The following is a 16,067-nucleotide window of genomic DNA, read 5'->3' on the forward strand; positions in this document are numbered from 1 at the left end:
CTTGCGAACCCCAACATGACCATATATCCGTCCGCACCAAAACCTGCTTCAAAGCTCCATTTAGCTTTTGGTTGGCGCGGCGAGATGGTCGTGTTGGGGTTCGTTCTCAGCCTGCGCGGCCCGCCACAACCTACGTGAGATCACCTTATGACCATCGCAGAACCTTTTATTAAACGACCCGTCGCGTCATCGCTGGTGGCGATCGGGATTGTATTGCTCGGGCTTTTATCCTGGCGCATGTTGCCCGTCGCCCCACTGCCGCAGGTGGATTTTCCGGCGGTACAGATTTTTGCTGCCCTGCCCGGTGCCAGCCCTGAAAGCATGGCCTCCACCGTTGCAACGCCGCTGGAGCGTGCGCTTGGCAGTATTCCCGGGGTAACGGCGATCAACTCCAACTCGACCCAAGGCTCTACGTTTATCTGGGTCGAGTTTACCCTTGACCGCGATTTGGATTCCGCCGCGCGCGATGTGCAAGCCGCACTCAATGCCGCTCGCGGCCAATTGCCAGCCGGTATGCCCGGCAACCCGAGCTATCGCAAAGTCAGCCCATCGCAAGCACCGATTATGGCGCTGGCACTGAGCTCACCCAACTTATCGCCCAGCGCGCTTTACGATGCCGCCTCGACCATCCTTGCGCAAAAACTGGCGCAGATTAAAGGCGTGGGGCAAGTGGGGATCGACGGGGCATCATTGCCCGCCGTACGTATCCAGCTGAACCCCAATATGCTTTCCAGCTACGGCATCGCGCTGGATGAAGTGCGCAATGCCATCAGCAACGCCAACGTGCAGCGCCCGCTGGGCATACTGGAAGAAGATGATTCGCGCTGGCAGGTGTACACCAGCGAAACCCTGCGCACTGCCGCGGATTACCAGAATCTGGTGATCCGCTACGGCGATGCAGGCCCAGTGCGCCTGCGCGATGTGGCCACCGTGAGCGATTCGGTGGAAAACCGCTATACCGACGGCTTCCACAACCACAGCTCTGCCGTGACACTGACGGTAAGCCGCCAAACGGGCGCTAATATTGTCGAGACCATCGATGCCATCAACGCGCAACTGCCCACATTGCGCGCGCTGATGCCCGGCGATACCCAACTAAAAGTGGTGATGGACCGCTCGCCCGGCATCCGCGCCACCCTTAAAGAAGCGCAGATCACACTCGCGGTCGCGGTGTTATTGGTGGTCGGCGTGGTGTTCCTGTTTTTGCGCAGCGCCCAGAGTGCGCTGATCCCGACGCTTGCGATTCCGGTGGCGATTATCGGTGCGTTTTCGGTGATGTACCTGTGGGGCTTCTCGCTCAATAACCTGTCGCTCATGGCCTTGATCGTCGCTGCCGGATTGGTCGTTGACGATGCCATCGTGGTGCTGGAAAACATCAAACGCCATATCGAAAAAGGCATGCCGCCGTTTCAGGCCGCCATTCAGGGCGCGCGCGAAGTCGGTTTTACCCTACTGGCGATGAACGTGACGCTGGTGGTGATTTTTGTCTCCATCCTGCTGATGGGCGGCGTGGTAGAAAAACTGTTCCGCGAATTCTCCATCACCCTTGCGGCGGCCATGCTGATTTCGCTGGTGATCTCGCTCAGCCTCACCCCGGCGCTGTGCGGCCAACTGCTCAAAGCAGAGCCCAAAAATGCAGCGCAGAAAGAACCACAGCCAGGCATTTTTGATGACATCAAACAAGGTTATGCCGTCGCGCTGGATTGGGCGCTGCGCCACAGCCGCATTGTGATGCTGATTCTCGCAGCGGTGATCGGCATCAATATTTACCTGTACATCGCCATTCCCAAAACCATGCTGCCCGAGCAAGACACCGGCCAAATGACCGGTTGGATACGCGGCGATGACGGTTTTTCGTTCCAGTTGATGCAGCCCAAAATCCAGGAATTCCGCAAAGTGCTGTTGGCCGACCCCGCCGTTGAAGACGTATTCGGCGCAAGCGGTGGCGGCAACGGGGTCAGTAATGCGTGGATGCGCATCAGCCTCAAGCCCATGGCAGAACGCGGGGTATCGGTGATGGAAGTGACCGACCGCATCCGCCGCGAGATCCCGACCATTCCCGGCGCCATGCTCATGGTGGGGCCAGATCAGGATATTCGCCTCAGTTCGCCGTTCAGCCGCAGCCAGCATGAAGTGATGATGTTGTCGGACGATATCCGCTTGCTGTACAAGTGGGCGGCCAAACTGACCACCGCGATGGAAGGCATGAAAGAGCTCACCGAAATTGACGGCGTGCGCGAGGAAGGCACCCAGCAAATCAACCTCACCATTGATCGTGAAACCGCGCAGCGCTTGGGTGTGGACATGACTACCGTCGCCAGTCTGCTGAATAACTCCTTCTCGCAGCGGCAAGTCTCCACCATGTATGAGGAGATGAACCAATATCGCGTGGTGATGGAACTGGAGCCCGGCTACACCGCCACGCCGGAAGTGCTGAACCAATTGCAAGTCATCACCCGCGATGGCAAGCGCGTGCCGCTCTCAACCTTCTCCAGCTTCGATTACGGTCTGGCCGAAGACCGCGTGCGCCACAGCAACCAGTTTGTGTCGGAAAGTATTGGCTATGGCTTGGCGGAAGGTGTGACGGCGGAGCAGGCGCGCATCGCGATTGAAGCCAAAGTCGCTGAATTGATGATGCCTAAAGAAGTCTACCTCGCCCCTTCAGGCAGCAGTCGCCCCGGTTGGGGGCCAAGCGTGCCGGGTATGGCGCAAAACCCTGCGGTATTAATAGCCTGCGTACTGCTCGCGGTCTATTTAATTTTGGGGATTTTGTACGAGAGCACTATCCACCCGCTCACCATTTTGTCCACCCTGCCTTCGGCGGGAATCGGTGCCCTGCTCGCACTCTGGCTGACCGATACACCGTTTAGCTTGATTGCGATGCTCGGGTTATTTTTGCTGATCGGGATAGTGATGAAAAACGCGATCCTGATGATCGACTTTGCGCTGGAGCTGGAGCGCAACGAAGGGCTTTCCTCACGCGATTCCATTTATCAAGCGGCGATGATCCGCCTGCGCCCCATCCTCATGACCAACCTCGCGGGTCTGCTTGGCGCAGTGCCGCTGATCCTCGGTTTCAATGAGGGGTCAGAGCTGCGTACACCGCTTGGAATTACCATTATCGGCGGCTTGGCCGTCAGCCAATTCCTCACCTTATTCACCACGCCGGTGGTGTATTTGTATATGGAAAAGGTGCGCAATTGGGGGCTGCAGAAAACAGGCTCACAGGCGGCAGCCCACTGATATTCCAACCTACAACGCGCGCCAACCCAGAGTGCAGAGTATTTCAAAGCCAACCGCATTTAATACCGCCCGCATTGATGCCACGCATTCAGCATCAGTGCGGGCGGTTAACAATTATTTACCCCCTCCCGGCTTAAAGTCACAACGCAAACCAGACTAAAATTGTGGCTGCTGGTATACAAGCATGCAGAGCCAAACCATTATTCAACCACCACCCGCTCATGCCGTTCACCGTACCCGCAATTTTCTACTGAACCTGACACCTAGCTTGCACAGACAAGCACATATAAACCATAAGACCACCGTCAACAGAGAAAAGACCATGAAACTATTTTTGCTTGGCGCACTATTCAGTTGCGTCTGGTTTGCCCCGTTTGCGACAGCGGCGGAATCAACCCAAAACCCTGCCTTCCAAGCCTACACACGCGATGCGTTGTCATTAAATGGCGAATGGAAAATTATTGTCGATCCTTACGAAAACGGGTATTACAACTATCGCTACGAACCCTTCGATCAACAAGAGAATCCATCGGTCAACGCGTTTTTCACCGACTCAAAACAAAAAACGCCCTCGGATCTGATCGAATACGATTTTGATAAAGCCGATACCCTGCAAGTACCCGGCGATTGGAATACCCAAAACGAAAAACTCTATTACTACGAAGGCAGTGTGTGGTATCGCAAAAAATTCGATGCACCCAAAGCCAATAAAAGTGATCGCCAATTTATTTATTTTGCTGCCGTGAATTACCGCGCAGATGTATATCTGAACGGTAAAAAACTCGGCGTACACGTCGGTGGTTTTACGCCCTTCCATTACGAAGTGACCGGCAAACTTAAATCCAAAGACAACTCACTGATTATCAAAGTAGACAACAAACGTCACGCCGATGCCGTACCCACACTCAACACCGACTGGTGGAATTACGGCGGCATCACCCGTGAAGTAAAATTATTGAATGTGCCCGGTGTGTTTATCCGCGATTATAAAATCGCCCTCACATCGCTTGAGCAAAAAACGGTTTCCGGCTCTGTGTTGTTAGACGGCGCTAAAGGCGGTGAAAAAATTCAGCTGCGCCTGCCTGAATTAAATATAAAACAAACACTAACGACCGATAAAAACGGCAACGCCACGTTTTCTTTCACAGTACCTGATGCACAACTCTGGTCGCCGGAAAATCCAAAACTCTATGCCGTACAAGTTACCAGCGGCAAAGACAAACTCACCGACACCATCGGTTTGCGTACCATCACCACCCAAGGCAAACAATTATTGTTAAACGGAAAACCCTTGTTCTTGCGTGGCATTTCGGTACACGAAGAATATTCTGCTGAAGGCGGTGGTCGCGTTAAAAATGCCAAAGAAGCGCAAGCGTTATTAAATTGGGCAAAAGACCTGAACGCAAACTTTGTACGCCTCGCCCATTACCCGCATAACGAGGATATGGTGCGCCTTGCTGATCAAATGGGCTTATTGGTGTGGTCAGAAATTCCGGTTTACTGGACGATTAATTGGAAAAATGAAGAGACCTATAAAAACGCAGAAGCACAATTAACCGCGATGATCGAGCGCGACAAAAACCGCGCAGCAGTGATCATTTGGTCACTCGCCAACGAAACGCCCGTATCAGATGTACGCAACCAATTCCTCGGCCGCCTCGCCAAAACCGCACGCGCGCTGGATAACACACGTTTATTAAGCGCTGCTATGGAAAAACATTACCGCAGCGATAATCCCAACATCGCTGTTGTAGAAGACCCACTCGCAGACATAGTGGACATGGTGAGTTTCAACCAATACATCGGTTGGTACGATGGCCTGCCAGAAAAAGCAGACAAAGTGACATGGGAAATTAACTACGACAAACCGGTATTCATCAGCGAATTCGGCGGCGGCGCGCGCTATGGCTATCATGGCGATGTAAATACCATTTTCACTGAAGAATTCCAGGAAAATCTCTACATCAAGAGTTTGGGCATGATCGACAAAATCGACGGCTACGTCGGCACCTCCCCCTGGATCCTCACCGACTTCCGCTCTCCCCGCCGCCTATTAGATGGCATTCAGGATGACTTCAACCGCAAAGGTGTTTTCTCCAATGAAGGCAAAAAGAAAAAAGCGTTTTTTGTATTGCAGAGTTATTACGAGAAGAAAGAGCAAGAAATGAAACAAAAGCAGTAGATAAAAATAAAAGCTCCCGGCAGCGCCGGGAGCTTTCATTAAATTTCAAAAAAACGTAATTCGAAATTGAAGTGATCAATAACGTTAGGAAGAAAGATCCTCTTCTTCATTTTTCTGCGGATTTTCGCAGTTAAGCGTTGCCCCTTTATTCTTTACTTGTCCTTCATAAAGAGTTCCAGCATAGCAATATCTTTTAACTTCACAGGAGGATGCAGATAGGCATAGATATATATCCATTTCACACCCTCTCGATATACCACAGCGACCATCATAAAAAATCAAAAGATCTTCTGACCCATTTCCATCAACATCACGCCTCCCTATAATGACATCGTCTTTACTGATACTAAAATATGACTCATATTTTTTATTGGTATCACTTATCAGTTTATCAACAACCTCTCCCTCACTCAGCCCCTCTCCTGAGTAGCAAGGTAATGAAACCAAGACTGTTAATATAAAAATTTTTCTAAACCTGAACATCATTATTTAAACCTCAAAAAGTCGTGTGAATATTCTTTTGCCCAACCACCAATATCGCCTTCCAACCCCATAATAGTTGGCGTATACGAGCCCTTACAAAAGGTCATGCTACTATGGTTGTATGCAACCTTACCTTGATCCATATAGGGCTCTGCAACTTCTAACTGACTATAAACCTTTGCATAGCCTAAATTGTAAGATGCCAACGCAAACCTCCAGCCTTCAATATCATTGTTAGCGTAATTGCGAAATCGATCGAATTCTTTACGAAGCATTTTTGCTTGAGCCGGAATAGTTTTCGCAGGCACCAAACGCTCATCGATTGATTCATCAACTCTTAGCCCGTAGACCATAGCGGTACTTTCTGTAAATTGCCCTAACCCAACTGTAGTGCTTGCATCTACATTATTGGTATTTCTTGCCTCATTATTAAACGTTGACTCTTTTCTAATTTTTGCTTTCAAAATTTCTGGCGGAACACCGTATTCTTTTGATGCCTTCCAGATTATTTCATCATAATCATCTTCATAGGGAGATCCAGACAGACTTTTACTTTTAACTTTCTTAGGATGAATTGCTTTACTTTCTGATGAAACAACCACCGCTTTTGAGGTTACCATTACGGATTCTGGTTTTCTATTCGCAACAGAAAAAACCTCTTCAACTTTTTCTTGCGCAATCGCAAAAGGCGATTGCAGTAATGACTCTGTAAATTCTAATGTCTGCAATCTATGCCATTGGTTAGCAATCAACATCAATTGATTTTTAATGGCGACAGATGCGCGCCAGTAGTAGTTAAGTGGATCAGTCCAAAAACCTTTGTGCGGGTGTTCGGAATCCTCTTGCCAGGTAAATGCAGCACAAAAAGGTTTTCCAGTGCGGCATACGTTGAAATAGAGGCCGCTGCCGATCAGGCGTTCTATTTTGTTGTTGGCATAATCGTGATTTCTTAACGAGCTGTAAGAACCAATTTCTGTGCGGATAAATTCCGGGAGGTTTTCGATGCGCATCCACAAATGATTGGGGTTGTTCAGCATCTGCATAATATGGGTATGTGCAAACACAGGAGCCTCCACAAACGGAAGGTCTTCCCATGTCAGTTGGGCGCGGTGTTTGATTGCAAAAGTTTGCATGCGGTAACTCCTTGTAGCGGCGGAAAATTCGTCCATGCCCGAGGGCAACACGGTGACGGCGCACACCCTATTGGGGTGAGGCGGGCAGGTCAATACAAGCGGTGTGGTAGATGGTGAAAGTGTGGATTAGCTAACAGATTGGCAAGTGCTGCATTTTGATGCACCAAAGATGCAGGACTGCGCCGCGTCTAACGCCTCGCCTATTACCATTAGCGATTATTTTATTACAGCGTATTACAGCGCCTAATTTAACACCGACAAACCTGGTTATTAAAACCCACGCCTAATTTACATATTGCGATAAAAATCTGTTTATTTATGGAGAAAAAACAGCAATTTTTATTGCGCTCAATCATTTTGATCTAACAACAAAAATGCTCGTGCAAGAGAATGTTTAAGCACTTCGACAGGGTTGCTTTGCGCTGCTATATTTCTAGCGCTCAAGGTGCAACCGCACAGGAGAATTTTACTGAAGGAATGGATCTGGATTATGGCATCCAAAGTATTAAACGACAGCTCTGAATTTTATCACCGCGCATTGGAACAACTGCATCCACTGCGCGGCACCTCCTTGCCTGAATTAACGCCTTTGCAATTAGCAGAGCGTGAATTACAGGTTTATCGCCTTGCGTTGGATTTGCAACGTGCTGAACTGCAAAGCCTGCAACAAAAACTTGAAGAACTCAGCCTGCTCGAACGTCAGCAATTGGAAACATTGCGCACCAATACGCGCATTCTGGAGGCATCGCAAAGTATTGCCAAAGTAGGCGGCGTGGAAATGGATGTAGCGACGCGACGCATTTACTGGACCGCAGAAACCTATGCAATCCACGATACGACTCCCGCAGAATATACCCCCAGCCTGGATGAAGGCTTCTCTATGTATCCACCAGATTCACGCGAGCGCATTGCAAAAGCATTGCGACACGCAATGGAGACTGGCGAAGTATTTGATATTGAAATTGAAAAATATACATTCAAAGGTCGAAAAATTGATATACGAACCACCTGCACTGCACACATGGAAAATGGAAAAGTCGTGCGGCTTACCGGTATTTATCAGGATATAAGCGAGCGCAAACAAGCAGAGCGACGGCACCAACATCAAAACCGTATTCTGGGAATGTTACTCGCCAAAGTTGAGCTGAACGAAATACTCACTGCGCTCGCTACCGATATTGAAATTCTATTGCCCGGAAGTTTTTGTAGCATCATGTTGTTGGATGCTGATGAAAAACATTTGCACGCGGCAGCATCGCATGGGTTGCCTGATTTTTTTATCGATGCCATTAATGGTTTGCCTGTCGGTGAAGGCATGGGCGTCTGTGGCAGCTCAGCTTATTTCGGCCACAGGGTTATTGTGGCTGATGTACATACACACCCCTGGACTCAAGCCTTTAGCCATATAGCAAAACAAATCAATATAAATTCTTGCTGGTCGCAACCTATTTTTTCTGCACAAGGGAAAGTACTGGGCACTTTTGCGCTTTATCACAGCCACAACCGCAACCCATCAGATACAGAAATCCGCTTAATTGAAAGCGAGGCAAAGCTCACGTCAGTCGCCATTGAACAATCCCTTGCAGAAGCGCGCTTGCACCTGGCAGCCAGTGTATTTACACATGCCAACGAAGGCATATTAATTACCGATGCCGCCGGAAATATTATTGAAACCAATGATATTTTTACCGACATCACGGGTTACTCGCGCGAAGAAGTGATCGGTAAAAACCCGAGCTTGTTGCAGTCGGGCTTTCACGATAAAGAATTTTATGCTGCCATGTGGAAAGACTTGCTGCACACCGGCGACTGGCACGGCGAGATCTGGAACAAACGCAAAAACGGTGAAGTCTATGCAGCCTTGATGACGATCAGTGCTGTGCATGATATTCACGGTGTTGCGCAAAATTATGTCAATTTATTTACCGACATTACACCACTGAAAGAACATCAACGGCAGCTCGAATACATCGCACATTACGATGCGCTCACAGGTCTGCCTAACCGCGTACTGCTCGCCGACCGTTTAAAGCAAGCGATCGCGCATTGCCACCGCAAGAACGGTTCACTTGCAGTGGTCTATCTCGATCTGGATGGATTTAAAGCGGTCAACGATCAATACGGTCACGACATGGGTGATCAATTGCTGGTAAATATTGCGCACCGATTAAAAGAAGCATTGCGCGAAAGCGATACGCTTGCCCGTATAGGAGGCGATGAATTTGTTGTGGTGATGGCCGATCTGGAACGTCCGGACGATTACGAAGTGGTGTTGAACAGATTGTTACAGATCGCAGCAGAACCGATCATGCTCAATCAACAATTTTTGCGTGTATCCGCCAGTATTGGTGCCACTCTTTATCCACAGGACAACGCCGATGCTGACCAGTTATTACGCCATGCCGACCAAGCTATGTATATCGCCAAGCAGGCAGGAAAAAACTGCTATCACTTGTTTGATGTGGCAAAAGATATTGCCAGCAAAAGCCAACGCGAAACCCTGGAGCATATTCGTGCGGCACTGGATAAAAAAGAATTTGTATTGTTTTACCAACCGAAAGTAAATATGCGCACCGGTGAAGTCATTGGCGCTGAAGCACTGGTGCGTTGGCAGCATCCGGAACGCGGGCTGTTATCACCCGCTACATTTTTACCGGTGATTGAGGACCACCCACTCAGCATTGAACTGGGTGATTGGGTTATTAATGATGCGCTGCAACAAATTTCACGTTGGCGACTGATGGGGTTGCACATTCCTGTCAGTGTCAATATCAGTGCAATGCAATTGCAACAAAGCAATTTTGCTGTGCGCCTTGCTGAACATTTATCCATGCACCCAGACGTGCCCGCTACTTTTCTGGAACTGGAAATTGTTGAAACCAGTGCGTTAAAAGATATTGCAGAAGTAGCGGAATTAATGCGCGCGTGCCGCGCACTGGGTGTTAGTTTTGCAGTAGATGATTTTGGTACAGGTTATTCATCACTCACTTACCTAAAGCGCTTACCTGCAGGTCTTTTAAAAATTGATCAGACGTTTATCCGCGATATGCTCGATGACCCGGATGATTTGGAAATCGTGAAAGCAGTTATCAGCCTTGCCAATGCGTTTCACCGCAAGGTTATCGCTGAAGGCGTTGAAACGATTGCGCACGGTGAATTGCTCATTCCATTGGGTTGCGAACTAGCGCAAGGCTACGGTATTGCCCGCCCCATGCCCGCCGCAGAAATTCCTCATTGGGTCGCCACCTGGAAACCCGCCCCTGTCTGGACAACACTTTACAGTCTCAATATTTAAACCGCTTCTACTAGTTCAATTTTTACTTTCTTGCCGAGTGCCTGCGCTGCACTGGTAAGCGTGCTCAAAGTGAGGCTGGTGTCATGCTCGTCCAGTAAACGATCTAATGATGATCGGCTGGTTTGCATACGTTTCGCCATGTTGGTTTTGTTGATGTGTTGATTCTTCATTTCGTTTTGAATTTGCCAAGCGAGCACGCGCTTAATGGCCACAGCGTTTGCATCATCCAGCAACCCTTCTTCGGCAAGAAAATCCTCAAAGTCGCTACCAGTATGTTTGCTGACTGACTTTTTCATAGATCACCTCTAAATTGTTTCAGACGGGTTTTTGCAGTTGTTAACTCGCCTGCGGGAATTTTTTGTGATTTTTTGGTGAAGCCGTGCAATAAAATCATGGTATTACCGTACATTGTAAAAATCACTCTGGCTATTCCGTCCTTTACATGGGATCTAACTTCCCACAAATCTGCATCCAACTTGCGCACCAATGGCATTCCGATTGGCCAACCAATTTGAACAGTGCGAATGTCATCACCAATAATTTTACGATCAGCAACTGTACTGCTGAGCAGCCATTCCCTTACAGGTTCAGCCCCAAGGCCGGTTTTAAAGAATCGAGCAATTAGCGGTTGCGGAGGCATTAGGCTTATCCTTGTCCATTTTGATCAAATGTACCATTAATGGTACAAAATATAAACCCGGTTTTTGATTATTTTTTATGATTTTTCTTCAAATCCAGCCCATAATCCCCAGCCTGGATAGTGAAATCCCAACGTTATTCTGCAAAGAAGTTGTGCATAATATTAAAAATCAATATAACCACTATTTATAGAAATACTGCCTCAACAGGATGTGGGGAGACTCTGGCCACTACGCTTTCCAAGGAGAAACCTGTTGAAGATTTTTTTTGGAATACTGCTTGCTGTATGTAGCTGTCTATTCCCCGTTGCCAGCACGGCGGCAAATATCATCACCGCTGCCGCAGATGAAGATATTATTGCGGATTACCAATTATTTGTAGGCGACCGCGATCCACTCACTATTAATTATTATGGTGGCACCGGTGCTCGCCGCGATGTCATTGAACTTGTTCTTTTGCAGCAAGCCTTGCATTTGGGCGGCTATAAAGGCCGTGTTACTTTTCGTCCGGAAAACAGTTATTTGCGCATCCTGAAATTAATCAAAGATGGCCAGATACCCGTTTCCGGTGCACTCATGTGGCGCAGTGATATTAAGTCTGACAAGGATTCTTTTTTCATCACCTCAGCACTAGTGGATGAAGGTGAATTTATTGCAGGGCTTTACACGCGCAACACACATCAGCGAGCACTGGCAGCGACAACACGCGAGCAAATTAGCCATTTGAGCGCTGCATCCAACAACCACTGGAAAGCTGATGTCGCCACCTTGAAATCACTGGGAGTGAAAAAAATTCACTACTCAACTTATTGGGTGCAAATCGTGCGGATGGTGGTAGCCGGGCGCGCAGATTTCACCCTCGCTCCGTTTCAACCCAACCCGGAAATGAAAGTGGTGGTTGAGAATCTGGAACTGGTACCCATTCCCGGCGTGAAGGTTGGTTTGCCCGGCAGCCGCCATTGGCCTGTCAGTAAAAAACATCCGCAAGGTGAGGCCATATTTGCTGCACTACAAAAAGGCATAGCGCTACTGGAACAAAAAAATGTCATCCAGCGCGCGTATGAAGAGTGTGGATTTTTTCATCCACAAGTAAAAAACTGGACACTACTGAATCCGCCCGTCAAAAAAGGCGATCAGTAAAAAAATCAAAAAAATTCCAGCGCAAACTGGGATTAAATCAACTGCGGTGCCAAGCCGGTGCTTTCACGCACTATTAACTCGTGCGGCAAAATCCGGTTGACCGATGTCATTGGTTCGCCATTGAGCTGCGGCAATAACAATTCCATACAGGCAATTCCAATTTCAGTCATCGGTTGCGCTATCGTCGTCAGCGATGGACTGCAATATTCGGCATAGCGAATATTATCAAAGCCCATCACTGAAAAATCGTGTGGAATTTTAAAACCCATTTTGTGCAATGTTGACATGCAGCTCATGCCCATTTCATCGCTGAATGCAAAAATAGCCGTGGGCCGATTAGCCAATTGTGCGAGTTTGCGCGTGGCTTCCGCTGCACCGCTCAATGCGTAATTTCCAATTTGCACCAGCTGTTCATCAAATGTAATGCCCGCATTGGCAAGCGCCCGTTTATAACCTTCCATGCGGCTTTGGGTGCTGGGCACACTCATATTGCCAGCAATCACACCTATGCGTTTGTGCCCCAGACTTAATAAATAATTGACTGCATCCTCAGCAGCGGCAGCGTTATCGATATTGACACTGGGAATACCCTCAACACCTACCGGCTCACAAGCATTAACCAATGGGGGCAACTGTTCGGCGACCGGTTTTTCCGGGTCTATATCAAACGGCAGGCGCGAACAAAATAATAAAATGCCATCGGCCTGGCGCGAGCGCACCATGTTGGCAAACGATCGCTCTCGGCTTTCCTTTTCTTGTGTATCACCCAGCAGCAATGAATAGCCTTTTTCCAATGCGATACTTTCAATCGCGCGGATAACCGGATAATTAAACACACTGATTACATCAGGAATAATGGCCACCAGGTTATAGGTTTTGGACATTCGCAAACTGACACCAAGGCTATTGGGTGTATAACCTGTGCGCTTGACAACTTCCAGCACACGATTGCGCTTGTCTTCAGTGACCAACTCGGGGTTGCGCAACACACGCGATACAGTAGCGGGAGATACTTTTGCCTCTTTGGCAATCTCTTTGATTCCAATCATTTAACGACCCTGATTTTTTTGTTATTGGCTTTTGTGCTGTGTCTAGCGAGTAAAGGCTAGCATTTTTTGGCGGGAAAAGCGGTGGGTTTTACAAAAAAGTAACGCGCGTTAACAATTGGCAAAAAAAGGAGCAGCGGGATACCTCAGCGCCTCAGGGAAGACACATCCCCGAATAACTATTCACCACTGCCCCAAGCTAAGGGAGAGACTACGGGTAACAAAAAAACAAGAAATACAAACTTACAATTTAAAACAACTATTTGGCGATCAAACTGATGGCAGCACCACCTCCGGGAGCCAGTTGCAATGAAATTGCATCGCCAGTTTTGACTTCCATTTCTTTAACTCCATAACTTCCCGGATTCTTTGCATAGTGAGCATCTTTGCCATCGTGATAGATACGCGCCGTGTATTGCTTGCCTGCATCAAGAAAGTCTAACTTCACTTCCAGTGTGCGCGCGTTTTCGTTGGTCAATGCACCTACAAACCAGTTATCGCTATTGCGCGCTTTACGCGCTATCGCTACATACTCACCAATTTCACCACCTAAAGGACGGGTAGTTTCCCAATCCACGGCTACGTCTTTAATAAATTGGAATGCATCCGGGTGCTGCTCGTAATGCTCAGGTAAATCCGATGCCATTTGCACCGGAGAATAAATCACGACATAGAGCGCCAGTTGTTTGGCCAGTGTTGTGTTTACCTGATTTTTTGGCCGCGATGGCAGCGTCAATTCAAATGCACCGGGAGTGAAATCCATCGGCCCGGACAACATACGGGTGAAGGGTAATATCGCCGTGTGATTGGGCGGGTTTCCGCCATCAGCAGACCATGCATCGTATTCCTGGCCGCGTGCAACTTCGCGCGAAATAATATTGGGATAGGTGCGGCGCTCGCCGGTATCTTTGACTGTTTCATGGGCAACAATCGCCACTTTGTGTTTGGCAGCTATATCAATTACACGTTGCGCGTGATTCACATAGAACTGGCCATGGTGATACAACCCATTCACCAATTCCTCGCCTGTTTCGACATAACCGGTTTTCACCGCTTTCATGCCGTAGCGCTCAAGAAATGCAAAGGCATCTTCTAACTGGCTTTCATAATTTTCAATTGCCGCACCGGTTTCGTGATGACCAATAATGTAAACACCTTTTTGTTGCGCGTAGCGGCTCAACTCTTCTACATCAAAGTCAGGCATGGGTGTGTAAAAATTAAATGCGTTGCCGCCGCCCGGCAGCCACCACTCACCATCCCAACCTGTGTTCCATCCTTCTACCAACACGCCTGCGAATCCATGCTTGGCTGCAAAATCGATATATTTTTTGGTATTTGCTGTGGTTGCGCCGTGCTTATCGCCCGATTTCCAAGTAGTTTTTTCCAAATGCAATTCCCACCAAATGCCAACATATTTTGCAGGCTTGACCCAGGAAACATCGCCCAACTTATTCGGCTCGTTTAAATTCAGCGTTAAATAATTCGTCATCAAATCCGCTGCTGATTCTTCTATTTGCAGCGTGCGCCATGGCGTGACCGCGGGAAGTTGAAGCCTCACTGCCGTTGGCATATTTTTAGAAGTAGGCACCAGTGTTGCGCTAATGTTGCCTGCGCTGGCTCCGGTAACATTCATAGTGGAATAGTTGTGCAGCGCTGCTTCATGCAGGGCGATATATAAACCATCGGCCGTTTTCATGGTAACGGGCGTATGCACTAATCCCATTTTGCTGATAGGTGATTGCTTATACAGATATTCGTATTGGTTGCCCGCCTGTGCAGGTGTCCACCACGCGGCATGGTCTGCAGCCATATTGAACTGCGTCAATTCATGCAGAACTTCCAGCGACTCCATTGATGCCTGCTTGGGGAATTCGTAGCGAAAGCCTATACCGTCATCATAAACACGGAATACCACATCCATTTTGCGTTTGGCACCACTGGCCTCACGCAGTGCAATGCGCAGCTGATTGTAATGGTTGCGAATAAAACGCTCTTCGCCCCAAGGCTGCTCCCAGGTTTGGTCAACGCGTGTTGCTTTGGTGGATACCACTTTAAAACCGTTTGCCATGTCCGCCTGATTTTTAAGGTCATAACCCAGACGCGAATCAGCTACTACATCCTTACCCTTATAAAACACTTTATAGCTGGGCTCACCCGTTGCAGACAGGTAAAAATTGACACCCAATGTTTTCGATGGCGAAGAAATGCTGGCTGCCGGTACCTGGGCAGCAACCGCACTGGAAACCCAGGAGGCAATAAAGATCATAAGTATTTTTTTCATGCTTTTTAATCTTGATAATGGATTGATTTTTTATAATGCAGTTTTTATTAGTCTTTTAAAAAACGTAGACATATAGTTTTTTTAAAACAAAAAAAATAGAGCAGCAATTTATTGTGTCGCGAACGTAAAAACAGATTACTTCTGCAAGCAAAATCCCGCTGGCTGTTTTCAATTTAATATCAGGATTAATGCAGTGTCCAGCGACAAACCATTGTTTTTAAAAAAGAAATCGTTTTCAAATTTCTGAAAACGATTTCAGACAAGAGCGCATTAAACAATCGCCATCCACAATTCCATCATGATTTTTATTACTCCCTAAAATCAAAAAGTGAACCCTGTCGATAATTCTAAAAAGTGCAAACGTTTTCAAAAAAAGAAATCGATTTCAGATTTTCAAAAAAGGGATTTTCATCTAGACACAAGCCATTTTCTCTCATTAAGATATTTTTGCCCCAATCCATAACAATAAAAAATGCGAGTTAGCGGTAAACAATTCGATCTGTAGTTCACAACCAGACACCTGAATATTTTTTACATTTCATTTGTGATGCCGTATGTCAGCGCATCCAGTGTTTGGCTGACATTTCACAGCAATCCATGCTTTACACCTTATGATGCTTTACAAC

Annotated in this window: 10 protein-coding genes; 4 read left to right on the plus strand and 6 right to left on the minus strand. The window is 47.8% G+C overall.

What is annotated here, in order from left to right; translation table 11 throughout:
- The first annotated feature begins 147 nt into the window (after positions 1–147).
- Positions 148–3,243: an efflux RND transporter permease subunit gene (locus VC28_RS11310; protein WP_049630735.1), complete on the plus strand. Its 3,096-nt coding sequence runs from the start codon at positions 148–150 to the stop codon at positions 3,241–3,243.
- Between the two features lie 322 nt (positions 3,244–3,565).
- Entirely contained in the window at positions 3,566–5,425 is a 1,860-nt protein-coding gene (locus VC28_RS11315; RefSeq protein ID WP_049630736.1) for a glycoside hydrolase family 2 protein, read from the plus strand.
- Between the two features lie 84 nt (positions 5,426–5,509).
- Here the strand turns inward: VC28_RS11315 and VC28_RS11320 are convergent, their stop codons facing one another.
- Positions 5,510–5,911 (minus strand): hypothetical protein, encoded by a 402-nt coding sequence (locus tag VC28_RS11320; RefSeq protein WP_049630737.1) that lies wholly within the window; start codon positions 5,909–5,911, stop codon positions 5,510–5,512.
- Entirely contained in the window at positions 5,911–7,041 is a 1,131-nt protein-coding gene (locus VC28_RS11325) for a transglycosylase SLT domain-containing protein (protein WP_049630738.1), read from the minus strand. The genes VC28_RS11320 and VC28_RS11325 overlap by 1 nt, the downstream gene beginning before the upstream one ends.
- 490 nt (positions 7,042–7,531) lie before the next feature.
- Between VC28_RS11325 and VC28_RS11330 the strand changes: the two genes are divergently transcribed.
- Positions 7,532–10,336, plus strand: coding sequence for an EAL domain-containing protein (locus VC28_RS11330; RefSeq protein ID WP_049630739.1), 2,805 nt, complete (start codon positions 7,532–7,534; stop codon positions 10,334–10,336).
- On the opposite strand, the gene VC28_RS11335 is transcribed toward VC28_RS11330, so the two are convergent.
- Together VC28_RS11335 and VC28_RS11340 are read right to left on the minus strand one after the other, a co-directional pair.
- Entirely contained in the window at positions 10,333–10,632 is a 300-nt protein-coding gene (locus tag VC28_RS11335) for an XRE family transcriptional regulator (protein ID WP_049630740.1), read from the minus strand. The two genes, VC28_RS11330 and VC28_RS11335, sit on opposite strands and share 4 nt — an antisense overlap.
- The gene (locus VC28_RS11340) at positions 10,629–10,976 is read right to left on the minus strand and encodes a type II toxin-antitoxin system RelE/ParE family toxin (protein WP_049630741.1); all 348 of its coding nucleotides are present in this window, start codon (positions 10,974–10,976) and stop codon (positions 10,629–10,631) included. The genes VC28_RS11335 and VC28_RS11340 overlap by 4 nt, the downstream gene beginning before the upstream one ends.
- Positions 10,977–11,229: 253 nt before the next feature.
- On the opposite strand from VC28_RS11340, the gene VC28_RS11345 reads away from it, so the two are divergent.
- Positions 11,230–12,114 carry a hypothetical protein gene (locus VC28_RS11345; protein WP_049630742.1) on the plus strand — a complete coding sequence of 295 codons (885 nt, stop codon included), beginning with the start codon at positions 11,230–11,232 and terminating at the stop codon, positions 12,112–12,114.
- A gap of 32 nt (positions 12,115–12,146) precedes the next feature.
- Here the strand turns inward: VC28_RS11345 and VC28_RS11350 are convergent, their stop codons facing one another.
- Together VC28_RS11350 and VC28_RS11355 are read right to left on the minus strand one after the other, a co-directional pair.
- Positions 12,147–13,163, minus strand: a complete 1,017-nt coding sequence (locus tag VC28_RS11350) for a LacI family DNA-binding transcriptional regulator (RefSeq protein WP_049630743.1) — start codon at positions 13,161–13,163, stop codon at positions 12,147–12,149.
- A 256-nt stretch (positions 13,164–13,419) separates the two neighbouring features.
- Positions 13,420–15,441, minus strand: coding sequence for a glycoside hydrolase family 97 protein (locus VC28_RS11355; protein WP_049630744.1), 2,022 nt, complete (start codon positions 15,439–15,441; stop codon positions 13,420–13,422).
- Positions 15,442–16,067: the final 626 nt, after the last annotated feature.

Origin of the sequence: Cellvibrio sp. pealriver, from assembly GCF_001183545.1 — a bacterium.
In the GTDB taxonomy this organism is placed as follows: Bacteria; Pseudomonadota; Gammaproteobacteria; order Pseudomonadales; family Cellvibrionaceae; genus Cellvibrio.

Bases quoted from the DNA above. Each gene is read 5' to 3' on its own strand.
- VC28_RS11310 (WP_049630735.1), top strand. From the start codon at position 148: ATGACCATCGCAGAACCTTTTATTAAACGACCCGTCGCGTCATCGCTG.
- VC28_RS11315 (WP_049630736.1), top strand. From the start codon at position 3,566: ATGAAACTATTTTTGCTTGGCGCACTATTCAGTTGCGTCTGGTTTGCC.
- VC28_RS11320 (WP_049630737.1), bottom strand. From the start codon at position 5,911: ATGATGTTCAGGTTTAGAAAAATTTTTATATTAACAGTCTTGGTTTCA.
- VC28_RS11325 (WP_049630738.1), bottom strand. From the start codon at position 7,041: ATGCAAACTTTTGCAATCAAACACCGCGCCCAACTGACATGGGAAGAC.
- VC28_RS11330 (WP_049630739.1), top strand. From the start codon at position 7,532: ATGGCATCCAAAGTATTAAACGACAGCTCTGAATTTTATCACCGCGCA.
- VC28_RS11335 (WP_049630740.1), bottom strand. From the start codon at position 10,632: ATGAAAAAGTCAGTCAGCAAACATACTGGTAGCGACTTTGAGGATTTT.
- VC28_RS11340 (WP_049630741.1), bottom strand. From the start codon at position 10,976: ATGCCTCCGCAACCGCTAATTGCTCGATTCTTTAAAACCGGCCTTGGG.
- VC28_RS11350 (WP_049630743.1), bottom strand. From the start codon at position 13,163: ATGATTGGAATCAAAGAGATTGCCAAAGAGGCAAAAGTATCTCCCGCT.
- VC28_RS11355 (WP_049630744.1), bottom strand. From the start codon at position 15,441: ATGAAAAAAATACTTATGATCTTTATTGCCTCCTGGGTTTCCAGTGCG.